The sequence below is a fragment of the Flavobacterium sp. UBA7680 genome, assembly GCF_002482975.1.
In the GTDB taxonomy this organism is placed as follows: domain Bacteria; phylum Bacteroidota; class Bacteroidia; order Flavobacteriales; family Flavobacteriaceae; genus Flavobacterium.
Genome location: NZ_DLHA01000058.1, coordinates 146,681 through 160,614, shown reverse-complemented (window position 1 = coordinate 160,614; position 13,934 = coordinate 146,681). Strand labels below are relative to the sequence as shown.

The 13,934-nt window shown below is 32.7% G+C and carries 12 protein-coding genes; 8 read left to right on the top strand and 4 right to left on the bottom strand.

Annotated elements, in window-relative coordinates:
* Positions 1-55: 55 nt before the first annotated feature.
* Positions 56-724: a ZIP family metal transporter gene (locus B3C18_RS24330; protein WP_291152972.1), complete on the top strand. Its 669-nt coding sequence runs from the start codon at positions 56-58 to the stop codon at positions 722-724.
* A gap of 203 nt (positions 725-927) precedes the next feature.
* Here B3C18_RS24330 and B3C18_RS24325 read toward each other — a convergent pair whose 3' ends face one another.
* On the bottom strand, positions 928-3,315 hold the full coding sequence (locus tag B3C18_RS24325; protein ID WP_291152968.1) for a TonB-dependent receptor domain-containing protein: 2,388 nt from the start codon (positions 3,313-3,315) through the stop codon (positions 928-930).
* A gap of 156 nt (positions 3,316-3,471) precedes the next feature.
* A complete protein-coding gene (locus B3C18_RS24320; protein WP_291152966.1) occupies positions 3,472-4,614 on the bottom strand; it encodes a helix-turn-helix domain-containing protein in 1,143 nt (380 codons plus the stop codon).
* Positions 4,615-4,792: 178 nt separating this feature from the next.
* On the opposite strand from B3C18_RS24320, the gene murQ reads away from it, so the two are divergent.
* From murQ to B3C18_RS24285, 7 genes are all read left to right on the top strand, one after another.
* Positions 4,793-5,605 carry an N-acetylmuramic acid 6-phosphate etherase gene (murQ, locus tag B3C18_RS24315; RefSeq protein WP_291152962.1) on the top strand — a complete coding sequence of 271 codons (813 nt, stop codon included), beginning with the start codon at positions 4,793-4,795 and terminating at the stop codon, positions 5,603-5,605.
* Between the two features lie 162 nt (positions 5,606-5,767).
* Positions 5,768-5,989 carry a DUF6095 family protein gene (locus B3C18_RS24310; RefSeq protein WP_053473765.1) on the top strand — a complete coding sequence of 74 codons (222 nt, stop codon included), beginning with the start codon at positions 5,768-5,770 and terminating at the stop codon, positions 5,987-5,989.
* An 84-nt stretch (positions 5,990-6,073) separates the two neighbouring features.
* On the top strand, positions 6,074-6,646 hold the full coding sequence (locus B3C18_RS24305; RefSeq protein ID WP_053473659.1) for a pentapeptide repeat-containing protein: 573 nt from the start codon (positions 6,074-6,076) through the stop codon (positions 6,644-6,646).
* A 111-nt stretch (positions 6,647-6,757) separates the two neighbouring features.
* A complete protein-coding gene (locus B3C18_RS24300; RefSeq protein WP_291152956.1) occupies positions 6,758-7,333 on the top strand; it encodes a DUF1572 family protein in 576 nt (191 codons plus the stop codon).
* A 275-nt stretch (positions 7,334-7,608) separates the two neighbouring features.
* Positions 7,609-7,980, top strand: a complete 372-nt coding sequence (locus B3C18_RS24295; RefSeq protein WP_291152953.1) for a DNA topoisomerase IV — start codon at positions 7,609-7,611, stop codon at positions 7,978-7,980.
* 164 nt (positions 7,981-8,144) lie between these two features.
* The gene (locus tag B3C18_RS24290) at positions 8,145-10,067 is read left to right on the top strand and encodes a DUF294 nucleotidyltransferase-like domain-containing protein (RefSeq protein ID WP_291152949.1); all 1,923 of its coding nucleotides are present in this window, start codon (positions 8,145-8,147) and stop codon (positions 10,065-10,067) included.
* 2 nt (positions 10,068-10,069) lie between these two features.
* Positions 10,070-10,696: a 3'-5' exonuclease gene (locus B3C18_RS24285; RefSeq protein ID WP_291152946.1), complete on the top strand. Its 627-nt coding sequence runs from the start codon at positions 10,070-10,072 to the stop codon at positions 10,694-10,696.
* 10 nt (positions 10,697-10,706) lie between these two features.
* Here the strand turns inward: B3C18_RS24285 and B3C18_RS24280 are convergent, their stop codons facing one another.
* Together B3C18_RS24280 and B3C18_RS24275 are read right to left on the bottom strand one after the other, a co-directional pair.
* Positions 10,707-11,048, bottom strand: coding sequence for a carboxypeptidase-like regulatory domain-containing protein (locus B3C18_RS24280; protein ID WP_291152944.1), 342 nt, complete (start codon positions 11,046-11,048; stop codon positions 10,707-10,709).
* Positions 11,049-11,209: 161 nt separating this feature from the next.
* Positions 11,210-13,930 (bottom strand): DNA gyrase/topoisomerase IV subunit A, encoded by a 2,721-nt coding sequence (locus B3C18_RS24275; protein WP_291152941.1) that lies wholly within the window; start codon positions 13,928-13,930, stop codon positions 11,210-11,212.
* Between the last annotated feature and the right edge of the window lie 4 nt (positions 13,931-13,934).

Genomic DNA, 13,934 nt, shown 5'->3' with positions numbered 1-13,934 from the left:
GATTAAACAAATTCAACGATTAAACGATTAAACAACAAAAAACGATTAAACAAAAATGAACTATTTATTACCCTTATTTTCTGTACTTTTAGGATATAGTGTGGCTTTGTTTTTAAAACCAACCAACAAAACCAATTTAAAATTACTACTCGCATTTAGCGGTTCATTTTTGTTATCGTTAACCGTAATGCATCTGCTGCCAGAAGTTTACAGTTCTCACAATCATAAAATTGGTTTGTTTATAATGGTCGGGATTCTGTTTCAGATCGTTTTGGAATTTTTCTCCAAAGGTGCTGAACACGGTCATGTACACGGTCACGCAAAAATGTCGCAAATTCCATGGCTTTTATTTATAAGCCTTTGTATTCATGCCTTTTTAGAAGGTTTTCCGGTAAGTCATCATCATGATTTAGCCGTAGGAATTGCAATTCATCATTTACCAATTGCCGTGATTTTAACGACATTTTTCATTAATGCCGATTTAAACAAAAAAGCCATTTTTGCTTTCATGCTGACTTTTGCCATCATGACGCCGCTTGGAACCGTAGCATCTGAATATCTCCCTATTTTAAACGATTATTATACCGAAATAACAGCAATCGTAATTGGTATTTTATTCCATATCTCCTCAACAATTATTTTTGAAATTAGCGAAGGACACAAATTTAATGTAGCTAAAGTATCCATGATCGTTCTGGGAATTCTATTGGCATTCTTCTTATAATTAGGGCGTGTCAGTATTTAAGAAAAGGCCCAATCAACTTTGCGTTCATTGGGCCTTTTCTTAAATACTGCCGGGCTATCCGCGCTACTTCGGTAGCCTGCTCCTATCCCTCACGCAAAAGAAGTTTCATGTTTCAAGTTTCAGGTTTCAGGTTTTACAATATCAAAATTCATAATTCATAATTAATAACTCATAATTAACAATTAATTCCCCGTTCTCTTTTTCTCATCCTGGTTTCCAAAAGCGCGTTCTTTTACATTTATCTTCTTATTTCCAAAATTGTAAACCACAGACAAACGAACGAATCTATTACTCTGATTTTCATTGTAAACTTGTTTTACCCCATTTACAACCGAAGTAAAATCTTTTAAATAAGACGTATTAAAAATATCATTTGCCAAAAATGCAATCTGCATCGTTTTATTAAACAAATCCTGTTTAAAACCAATATCAAAACTAGAAGTATATCCAATTTCATATAAACCGCTTTTAAAAGGCGTGCTATAACTAAAATCAATTTGAAGTTTAGAAGTTTTTCCTAAAACAAAAGTATTATTTGTAGAGAAATCAATTTGCAAACTGTTTGACGGCGTTGCATCTAAATCTTTTATAAAATCTGTTTTTGCTCCCAAAAAGTACAATGAATTTTCACTTGACCACCATTTTGTAAAATTGGCCGAATAGCTTTCTCCAATACCATAATTTAAGTTTTTAAAATAATTCTCACGCGTTACAACCTGTGTATTCGTTTCAGGATTTGCAGTAAACAAAACACCATAACCATTTGTAACTACATTAACAAAAACACTAGTTCTCAGGATTTCTTTATAAGAATGAGCAAACTCAAAATTATCACTAAATGAAGGTCTTAAAAATGGATTTCCTTCAGAATAACTATTACTATTAATATAAACCTTAAACGGATTCAGTAAATCAAAACGAGGTCTGTTGATTCTTTTTCCGTAATTTAAGCTAAAAGTATTGTTTTCATTTTTCTTGTAAGAAGCATAAACGGTTGGAAATAATTTCAAATAATTATTGACTGTTTCCTGATTCATTGTTTCAGAAAAACCATTTGTCTGCGTATTTTCTAATCTTAATCCCATTTGAAAATTCCATTTTTCACCAATTTGTTTATCTCCATTAATATAAACTGCCTGATTATTTTCGGTGTATTTAAATCGGTTAGATTGATTCAGATCTAATTCTGGAGTTCCCGAAATTGTATTATAATAAAATACATCGCTTACACTATTTGTAAAACTCATTTTGGCGCCATAAGATAAATTCAACGCTTGAAACGGATGTTCCATATCGGCCTTAAAACTCCAGTTATCAATATCCTGATTCGAGATATTTTGTCCCGACTGATTTACATCAACAAAAGTCATATCTGGCGTATAATTATTGGCAACAAAATTTCTGTCAAATTTTGAACTGTAGTTAAAATAATCCACATCAACAGATAATTTCCTTTTTAAAGAATCTAGTTTGGTAATTAAATGCGCATTATAAGTTTGATTTTTCGATCCTTTATCTGTGAAACTATTATTCAGTGTAACATAATCCAATTGATTTTGATTGTTATAATTATCAATTCTGATATCTGATCTAAAATCTGGATTATTTCTGTCATTTAAATATTGAATACCAATCGTTGTACGCTCAGAAAGATCATAATCCAAAGCCAGTTTCCCCGAAAGGTTTTCGTTTTTTACTTTTGTTTTACTGTACATATGAGAAAGTCCATCAGGAAAATACATTTTCAAATCATCTGTCGCATTCAAATAACCTGATTTTCCGTTAATACTCGCAGAAAATCTAAACTTATTTTTATTGTAAAAGAAGTTATCCCTTAAAGTAAAAATCTCAAATTTATTTTGATCGTAAGAAACCGTAGTGGTGTTTTTCCAAGAATCGCGAACACCTTTTTTCATTATAATATTAATCAATCCTCCAGTTCCTTCAGCATCATATTTTGCCGGCGGATTACTTATAATTTCAATATTTTTAATATCACCTGCCGAAATAGATTTTAAAAAGTTATTCAATTCCTCGCCTGCCAATTCAATCATTCTTCCGTCAATCATAACTCTCGAAGTTCCTTTTCCTAAAATCGTAATCATGTCGTTTTTTACCACAACTCCAGGCGCCGTATTAATAGCGCTTAAAGCGTCGCCGCCAACCGTTGTAACATTATTTTCAGGATTGTAAACCAAACGATCAATTTTCTGCTCAACTGTTTTCTTTTTTGACTGAATAACAACTTCTACTAAATTAGTTGCGCTTTCTTTCAAAATAATTATTCCCAAATCAGTATCCTTTTCAATTGTAATTTCTTTTTCATAATCTGTAAATCCCAAAAGATTGATTCCTATTTTATAAAATCCTTTTTTAAGATTGAACTCAAAATGACCATCTTGTTTAGTTGTCGCTCCCTCAATAATTTTTCCTTCAGAATTTAAGATGGAAACATCTGCCCATTCTAATGAAGTTGTTTCGCTGGTTATGTTTCCTTTCAATTTAAATGATGATTGTGCTAAACAAAATAAAGGCAATAATAAAAAGATAAGGAGGTTTGTTTTTTTCATGATTTCTAATTTTTAAACTTGTTTCGATTAATTTGAAGCAAAGTTGCCTTAGAAAATCTCCATACGCGACCGACAAAAAAAAGTCGAACCAATTTCTAATCCGGAAATTGGTTCGACTTTATTAAGCACGAAGTACGACTTTTTACAAACTACTTATTATGAAGCGTTTCGATAAGCTGTAGGCGTTAAATTGGTGTATTTTTTGAAAGAAGTATTAAACGAAGATTTAGAGTTAAAACCAACTTCGTATAAAATTTCCAGAACCGTAAGCTGGCTTTTAGATTCATCTTTTAGAATATGCATGGCTTTTTGAATGCGATATTCATTTACAAAATCAAAAAAATGCTGATCCATTTGATGATTAATCAAAATTGATAAATCCCGAACCGGAATATCAATTTGATTGGCCAATTCCTGAATGGTAAGCGACGGATCAAGAAAAGGTTCTTTCTCGGTCATATATTGTTTCAAAGTTGTTATTTGAGTGTTGATCAAATCGTTTTGAGCATTTACCAATTCTGGTTTTTCTTCAACTTTTGGCAGAATGTCTTTGGTCAGTTTCAGTTTTGAATTAACACCTCTAAAAAGTTCAGGATGATTTAAAGCTTTCATTATAAACCAACAAGTGATGCATAAAGCTATCGTTCCAACAAGAACATTTGCCCACAGAAATATTTCACTGAAACCACTGTAACGCAATAAATTTTTTAATGCTACAATAATATGTGCCGTTAGAAATACGCATGTAATTTGAAAAAGCCATTTGTAAGTCGCTGTGCTTGCATTTGCATAATTTTCTAAATAGATTTCTCTGTACTTTTTCACAATCAAAAACACAGATACAATATAAAATACATATTGACATTCTACTAAAATCTGGATAAAGTAAATCTCCGGCATTAAATTAAGCCCCGAAGCGAAAGTGTCTTTATCTACATCTACGCTCAGATAAATCCTCGGAATAAAAACTAAATTGACAATTATAAAAGGCAGTAAATGAACTAAATGTTTCCATTTCAACCTAAAATCAGAATAACAGACAGCCAATACAAAAAGATAAAACAAAGGCATTTCAAACAAACAGGTTGTCGATCTAAAAATCTCAAAATTTAATTCTCTGCGAGTACTTGCATCAATGAAAAAACCACTTAGGTCAATAGCCGAAAAAATAAAAAACCAAGCAAATAAGCGGTTTGCCAATTTATTCTCTGTTTTGACCGTAAATAAAAAAAAGGCAAGCAATAAAGAAACAAAAACGGAGATTTTGCCAATCCCCTGCAATAAATCTAATTTATCCATTTATCTTTTAATATTTAACAAATATAATATTTTAGTTCATTTAGCAAGGTTTTGAAATTATTTCAAGAGAAATAAAACCAATGAAAAAAGTTTAAAAATGATAACGAGTTTGTCTTTCAATTTTTCCTGATTTGGAATAAAAAAGTTTAATTTTGGAGGATAACTATTTCGACAAAAAATGACCTTTACAAAAACAACCGAACAATCTTCAAAATACGAACATTTAGAAAAAATGTCAGTTCACGAGCTGCTGACTAATATTAATAACGAAGACAAAACTGTTCCTAATGCTGTAGAAAAAGCAATACCGCAAATTGAAGCTTTAGTAGCTCAAGTTGTTGCTAAACTAAAACTTGGCGGGAAAATATTTTATATCGGTGCAGGAACATCTGGACGTTTAGGCGTTGTAGATGCCTCAGAATGTCCTCCTACTTTTGGAGTTCCGTTTGATTTAGTAAACGGAATTATTGCTGGCGGCGACACTGCAATTCGCCGCGCAGTAGAAAATGCCGAAGACAACGCAACACAAGCCTGGATTGATTTACAAGCACATAATATTGGTGCAAATGATGTTGTTATAGGAATTGCAGCTTCAGGAACTACTCCGTATGTTATTGGCGGTTTAGAAACTTGTAATCAAAATAATATTTTAACGGGCTGTATTACCAATAATGCGGGAAGTCCGCTGGCGCTGACAGCAAAATTCCCTGTTGAAGTTGTAGTCGGGCCAGAATTTGTTACCGGAAGTTCGAGAATGAAAGCCGGAACTGCTCAGAAACTGGTTTTAAACATGATTTCGACCGCAGCGATGATTCAGCTAGGAAAAGTAAAAGGAAACAAAATGGTCGATATGCAGTTGAGTAATATCAAACTGGTTGATCGCGGGGTTAAAATGATTATGGGAGAAATTCCAGTTTCCTATGAAGAGGCTTCTGAATTATTGAAGAAATACGGCAGCGTTAGGAATGCTGTTGATAATTATAATAAATAAAGGTTTTCTGCTCCAGTTTGTCATTTCGAGGAACGAGAAATCGCACTCGTAAATCGACAAAGATTGGAGATGTAGATTACGGAGTTTCTTGTGCGATTTCTCGTTCCTCGAAATGACAAAATTGCGATGAACCTGAAACAAAAAAGACTTGAAACAAAACAAATGAGTACAAACAAACAACTATTAGGAAAAGGAATTAAGTATTTAACAGGCGCTTTGCCTTTGATGTTTCTTGGGCCGTCACTGATTTATAATGCATTTATGAATCAGCATACTAATTGGCATTATTTAGTTCTCGGAATTGGAATTGTAGCTTGTTTGAGTTCTATGCTTTTGATTTTTTTAGGACTGAGAATCATTATGAAAGCTTTGTTTAATGACTAAAAAATCGTCTAAATAAACCCGACAGGTTTTAAAAACCTGTCGGGTTTGATCATCTCTACAATTCAAATTCTTATCTAAAACACAATGGAAGAAATAATTCACATTCAAAAAACATTCGAGAAAGTTATTTATATCGATAAAAAAATAAACAATCGGGAGTTTGAGGATTGTGTTTTTAAAAACTGTGATTTTTCTAATAGTAATTTTAATTCTAATAGTTTTCTTGACTGCGAATTTATTGATTGCAATCTCTCAATGACAAGTTTGGCGGGAACAAGTTTAAAAAATGTAACTTTCAAAAACTGTAAACTTCTCGGAATTGGTTTTCACGAATGTGATGATTTCTTATTTCAGGTTCATTTTGAAGAATGTACGCTGGATTATGCCATATTTTCAAATAAAAAAATGCCTAAAACTAAGTTTATAAATTCGTCCCTTCGCGAAGTAACTTTTGTTGGAACAAATCTAACAAGTTCTGTTTTTGATGATTGTAATTTAGATGGCGCTATTTTTAATGAAACACAATTGGCCGCAGTTGACTTTAGAACGGCTTACAATTATAAAATCGATCCTGAATTCAACGCGATGCGAAAAGCACAATTTTCGACTCAGGGAATTGTTGGACTTTTAGATAAATATGATATTAAAATTGTTTAAAAAAAGCCACGAATTCCACAAATTTACACGAATTAAAATTTAAGTATTTTCTATAAAAAAATTCGTGACAATTCGTGGAATTCGTGGCAAAAAAACAAATAATTCCAGCTTATGAAAATTGATGAATCTTATTTAGAAAGTGTTAAAAAGCAATTTTTGTATTATAAAATGCTTGGCGAAAAAGCAATTGAGCAATTAGAGCCTGAACAGCTTTTTGTTTCTGTTAATGAAGATACAAATAGTATTGCAACGATTATAAAACATATTTCAGGCAATATGCTTTCACGCTGGACTGATTTTTTAACTTCTGATGGCGAAAAAGAATGGAGAAATCGTGATGCTGAGTTTGAAAATTATTTAAAGTCTAAAGAAGAAGTTGTGGAAATTTGGAACAAAGGCTGGGATTGTTTAGAAAATGCTTTGAATAGTTTAAAACCAGAGCAGCTTTCTGATATTATTTATATTCGAAATGAAGGTCATACTGTTATTGAAGCCATAAACAGACAACTGGCGCATTATCCGTATCATGTTGGTCAGATTGTTTTTTATGCCAAACAATTAAAAAAGAGTTCCTGGGAAAGCTTATCAATTCCGAAGAATAAATCGGGAAATTATAATGCCGAAAAGTTTGCCAAAGAAAAAGAAATCAAGAACTTTACTGATGATGAATTAAAGAGATTGAAATGATCGAATATCATGCTAATATGGGAGGATTTTGGTACTGGATTTTAATTAAATTCTGCAGAACAAAATTATCTGATGAGCAGGCTGACAAAAATAGAAGGCGGAATTTATTTTTTCTATGTTTCTTAAATATCATTTTTGTCTCGATTGGAATACTATTTTTAATTGATCCGAAATTTTTCTAGCCCTGATGGAAGCGGCATCCTTTTGTGGCGGGGTTCGCCACAAAAGATATAGCGGACAGCAGGATTAGCTCCTAAAAAAACAACTTATTTAAAATGAAAAAAATACTATTCTTATTTCCGGTACTGGCTTTGGTATCCTGTTATAACGCTGAACACAATTGTAAAGATTTTAAAACCGGAAAATTCAAATTCGAGTTTGAAGTAAACGGTGTTAAAAAAACTACTTTTTTTGAACGCAAAGACAGTATCGAAATTGAAACTTTTGACGGAAAAACAGATACTTCAATAATACGCTGGGTAAGCGACTGCGAATATGTTTTACAGAAAAAGCATCCAAAAAATATGGCTGAGGAAAAAGCAATCAGCATGAAGATTTTAACGACTGCAAAAGATTCTTATACGTTTGAATTTGGAATGGTAGGTTCTGAAGAAAAACAACGCGGTAAGGTTTTCAAAGTTGAGTAAAAGTTAAAGTCCCATTTGGGGCTTTTTTTTATGCCACAAAGAAACTAAGACTCAAAGTTATAATTCCTTTGTGGCTTGGTGCCTTTGTGGCAAACTTAAATAATTAAAGGTGTTTCTTTTACATTTCTATTTTAAATAGTATTTTAGAACTCTAATCTAACCAAATGAAAAATACCATTTCGCAAAGAGTTGCCGACTTTTTAAAAAACTATCCACCTTTTAATTTCCTGCATCCAAAGGATCTTGAAAAGCTTTCGGAGCAAATTTCAATTGTTTACAAAGATAAAGACGCCGTTATTTTTGCTGAAAATGATCAAACACATGATTCTTTTTATGTAGTTCATAAAGGTGCAGTTGCCTTAAAGAAAAGCACAAAGAATACGGTTCTGGATATGTGTGACGAAGGTGATATTTTTGGATTGCGTCCGCTTTTGGCACAGGAAAATTATATTATGGAAGCTGTAGCTCATGAAGAAAGCATTTTATATGCTATTCCAATCGCAGTTTTTAAACCTTATGCATTAGAAAATAGAAATGTTGGTAATTTCCTGATAGAAAGTTACGCTTCGAATACTAGAAATCCGTATTCAGATATTCACAAAGATAAATTATATGGCGATGATGATTTGCTAAATGAAAACCGACATTCGAGTAATGATTCATTTGACTTAGCACCAATTAAATATTCAAAAAAAATTGTTACCTGCAGTCCGTCAACAACAGTTAAGGAAGTTGCCAGGATCATGAATAAGAAAAAAGTCGGCGCAATTTTAATTGTAGATGAAATGCTTCCAATTGGTATTTTGACGGATAAAGATCTCCGCAATAAAATTGTTACCGGAGATTTCCCTATAACTACGACTGCCGAAACCATAATGACGAAACCCGTTATTACGTATCCTAAAAAAATGACCGTTACTGAAGCACAAATGGCAATGATGAAAAGCAGTATCAGCCATTTATGTCTTACCAAAGACGGAACTATTAATACTAAAGCAGTTGGAATTTTATCAAAACATGACGTAATGGTGGCTTTAGGAAATAATCCGGCTGTTTTGATTAAAGCTTTAAAGAGAGCTAAAAAAACAAAGGAAATAAAACCTATCAGAAACCGAATTATGCAATTACTCCAGGGATATTTAGACCAAAATATTCCGATGACTTTGATTGCTAAAATCATAACGGAACTGAATGAAGCCTGCACTACACGTGTTATCGAAATTTGTTTAGAAAAAATGAGCAGTCCGCCTCCGGTTAAATTTGCATGGCTAGCACTAGGCAGTCAGGGACGCGGCGAACAAATGCTTCATACCGATCAGGATAATGCAATTGTTTATGAAAATGTAAATGAAGTTTTTAGAGATGAAACACGAATTTATTTTTTAAAATTTGCTGCGCTTGTCAATAAAGGACTTTTTGATATTGGTTACGATTACTGCCCTGCCGAAATGATGGCTTCAAATCCAAAATGGTGCATGAGTCTGGATGAATGGAAAAGTCAGGTGCATCATTGGATTACAAATCCGGGAAAAAATGAAGTTTTACTTTCTTTTATTTTCTTTGATTACAGTAAAACTTATGGGGATGCTGAAATAGTCAGTCAATTGTCAGATTCCATTTTTGAAAATGTAAAAGCAAATCCTATTTTTTATGTTCACTTGGTAAGCGGCGCTTTGCAAAGCCCTTCTCCTACTGGTTTTTTTAGACAGTTTTTAGTTGAACAAGACGGTGCAAACAAAGACAATTTTGACATTAAAAGAAGAGCTTTAATGCCTTTAACTGATGCTGCACGTGTTTTAATTTTATCACATTCGGTTAAATCGATCAGTAATACGGCAGAACGTTTTGAGAAACTGGCAGAACTAGAACCAAATAATAGAGAATTGTATTTATCGTGTTCTTATTCGTTTAAAGCTTTATTGAAATTTAGAACAAAACAAGGGCTTCTGCATCACGATTCGGGACAGTTCATTGCTTTGGAAAGTTTATCAAAAATGGAAAAGATTAAACTGAAACGTACTTTTAAAACGATTAAAGAACTTCAGGAACTTATTTCTGTACGTTTCAATATCTCAAATTTGGTATAACGATGGGTTTATTTAATTTTTGGAAAAAAGAAGAAAATCTCTTCAATGAAAATATCACAATCGAAGAAACCCGATTTGTTGTTCTGGATACTGAAACTACAGGATTTGATTATGAAAATGATCGCATTTTATGTATTGGAGCATTGGTTCTTCAAAACGGAATAATCTCGATTCAAAATAGTTTTGAGATTTATCTTGAACAAGATCATTATGATAAATCGACAGCTCAGATTCATGGGATTTTAAGAGATTTCATTATCAAACGTCCTTCTGAATTAGAGGCCTTAGAACAATTTTTATCTTTTCTTGGAGATTCAATTATCATTGCACATCATACCATTTTTGATGTTACAATGATTAATAAAGCACTCGAAAGAAATAATTTACCTCAACTTACTAACAAATCTTTAGACACGGCTTATTTATACAAAAGAACTTTGATCAAATCGCATTTGTTTGAACGAAAAGATCATTATACCTTAGATGATCTTGCAGATAAATTTGATATTTCAAAAAAAGATCGTCATACTGCTTTGGGTGATGCTTATATTACTGCTATTGCGTTTTTGAAAATTGTGAAGAAGTTGAGAGAGAAAAAAGAGGTTAATTTGAATTCTCTTTTTAAATAAGCAAAGCTTACTAATTATTAATTTTATTAGAAAATTCACTTTCTTTATTTATTAAATAAATTGAATTATTTTTTAAACTCTGTTTTTTAAATTTTCCAAGAGAATCGGGCTTTCTGTATATTTTTTTAGAAGCATATCCTTCTCGTTCTAAGAATATTGTATAAGGTGAATTTGATTTTACTTTGATACTAAAATAACCAGTGCTGTCTGTTTGAGTCGTATCACCTTTAATATTTATATGCACGTTTTTAATTGGTCGCTCTGTATCATAATCATAAATATAACCATTCAATTCATCTTTACCGGCACAAGAACAAAGTAGTAATATTAAAAAAAACAATTTATTTTTCATTCTCCTTTTTTAATTTGTAATTCTTTCTTGAAAACAAATTTAGGCTGGTGAATAGCAATAAGAAGTCTATGATAAATTATAATAATATAGCTTTAGGGTAAATTTTACTGCTAGAAATAAAAAAACGCTAAGAAATCAAATTCTTAACGTTTTTTTTATTTTTAGTCTAAAACCAAACCTATTTGACCATCGTCATCTAATTCTGTTTCTACAGGATCATCTTCTGATACTTCTGGTTTTTCAGGGATTTCTTCGACTGGCTCTTCGTAAGGAAGCGGGTCTAATAAATTAACCTGTTTTAGTTTATCTGTAGTTAATTGATTTCCTAAAGCTTTAAAACCTTTTACAGCTATAAAGTCTTCAACATCAATATGTAAATCTTCTTTTTGAACTCCTTTTACTTTCGCAAAAACCAATTGTGCCACCGGACGATAATCTGTTGAGACAATTTCTAATTGCGAATTTGGATGGTCTGTAATAAAGCTTTCTTCTTTACCTTCATTTTCAACAAGGAAACGTTTTAAGAAATAACGCTCTTTTTCTCCATCATAATAAATAGCAGAAATTGGTTTTTTAGGTTTCCATTTCTCCAAAATAATCATATCTTCCTCAAAATGAGTTGATAATTCCGGAATAATCACTTTTAATTTACCTGTCTGGCTAATAACTAAGATTTTATCGCTTGGTTTAAATTCACCTAACAATTCACCTCTGGCATCAACATTTAAACGCTTTACGGTATCATCAAACCAAACTTTTCTTGGCAGTAAAGTCGAAATTCCTTTTTCTTTTAATTCGATTTTCTTGATTGGATATTTTGTTACCAAATTTCCTTTCGAGGCACGGCCTTTAATAGCTAGTTTAGCAAAATCAATATCGAATTTCAATTTTTTGATTGTTCCTACCTGACGCAATAATATCGTTACAACCTCAGCTTCTCCGTTTGGATTATGTGAAAAATAAACAACCTGCGAACCGTTTGTTCCGTTTGTTAAATCATAAGCTTTATCACGCGTTACTCCGGTAACATTGAAACGTTTTATATACGATGGACCTGATTTACCATCACGGTACATCATATTATAGATGGTACGTTTATCACTCTTATCAAAAACAGCAACGTGTATAATATCTTTTCCAATAAATGTTTTGGCATCGACTTTTGTTATCATCAATGTTCCGTCGCGTAAAAACACAATTACATCATCAATATCAGAACAATCTGCAACGTATTCGTCTTTCTTTAAACTGGTTCCTACGAAACCTTCTTCACGGTTTACAAACAGTTTTGTATTACGTAAAACTACTTTTGTAGCCTCAACATTATCAAAAACACGAAGTTCAGTCTGACGTTCGCGGCCTTTTCCGTATTTCTCTTTTAATTTAGTAAAGTATGCAATTGCAAAATCTGTTAAATGCTCCAGATTATGCTCTACTTCTTTCATTTCGTCTTCTAACTTCGCGATAAAATCATCGGCCTTATCAGAGTCAAAACGAGTAATACGAATCATTGGTATTTGAGTCAAACGTTGTAAATCATCGTCGTTAATTTCTCTGACGAATGATTTTTTGAAAGGCTCAAATCGGTCGTATAAATATTTATAAAGTGATTCTCTATCAGAATATAATTTGAAATCAATGTACATTTCTTCACGAATGAAGATTTTTTCTAAAGTAGAAAAATGCCATTTATTTTTTAATTCTTCTAACTGAATCTCTAATTCCTGACGAAGTAAATCAACGGTTCTGTGTGTTGAAATTTTCAACATTTCAGAAACTCCAATAAACAATGGTTTGTTGTCTTCAATAACACATCCTAAAGGCGCTACAGATGTTTCGCAGGCTGTAAAAGCAAACAATGCATCGATTGTTTTATCTGGTGAAACGCCCGGAAAAAGATGAATTAAAATCTCAACATCAGCAGCGGTGTTGTCTTCAATTTTCTTGATTTTGATTTTACCTTTATCATTGGCTTTCAAAATACTATCAATTAAAGTCGATGTATTGGTAGAAAACGGAATCTGTGTAATTACCAATGTGTTTTTATCTAATTGCGAAATTTTAGCACGTACACGCACACGTCCGCCGCGAAGTCCGTCATTATAATTGGACACATCGGCAATACCTTGCGTCATAAAATCAGGATAAAGCGTAAAAGCTTTCCCTTTTAAAATCTTGATCGAAGCATCAATTAACTCATTGAAGTTATGAGGCAGTACTTTTGTAGAAAGTCCAACCGCAATACCTTCTGCTCCTTGCGCTAAAAGCAATGGGAATTTTACCGGAAGATTGTTTGGTTCTGCACGACGCCCATCATATGAAACTCCCCAATCTGTAATTTTTGGAGAATATAAAACCTCCAAAGCAAATTTAGATAAACGTGCCTCAATATAACGCGAAGCTGCAGCTCCATCGCCTGTTAAAATATTTCCCCAGTTTCCCTGGCAGTCAATTAACAAATCTTTTTGACCAATTTGTACCATTGCGTCACCAATACTTGCATCTCCGTGTGGGTGATACTGCATGGTGTGACCTACAACATTGGCAACTTTATTATAACGACCATCATCCAGCTCTTTTAAAGAGTGCATAATACGACGCTGAACAGGTTTAAATCCGTCCTCGATAGCAGGAACTGCACGTTCCAGAATTACGTATGAAGCGTAATCCAAAAACCAGTCTTTGTACATTCCGGTTACTTTGGTAATAACGTCTTCTCCTTCTTCTTCCTGATTTTCGTAAAAATGCTGTCCTTCAAAATGTTTAGCATCTACGTTGATAATCTCATCGTCATCTTCATCCTGATTGTCATCTGTCAGGTTTTCATCTTGATTATTCTCGTCGTCGTTTGGAATTATGTTATCGTCTTCTTCGTCTTTCATTTTA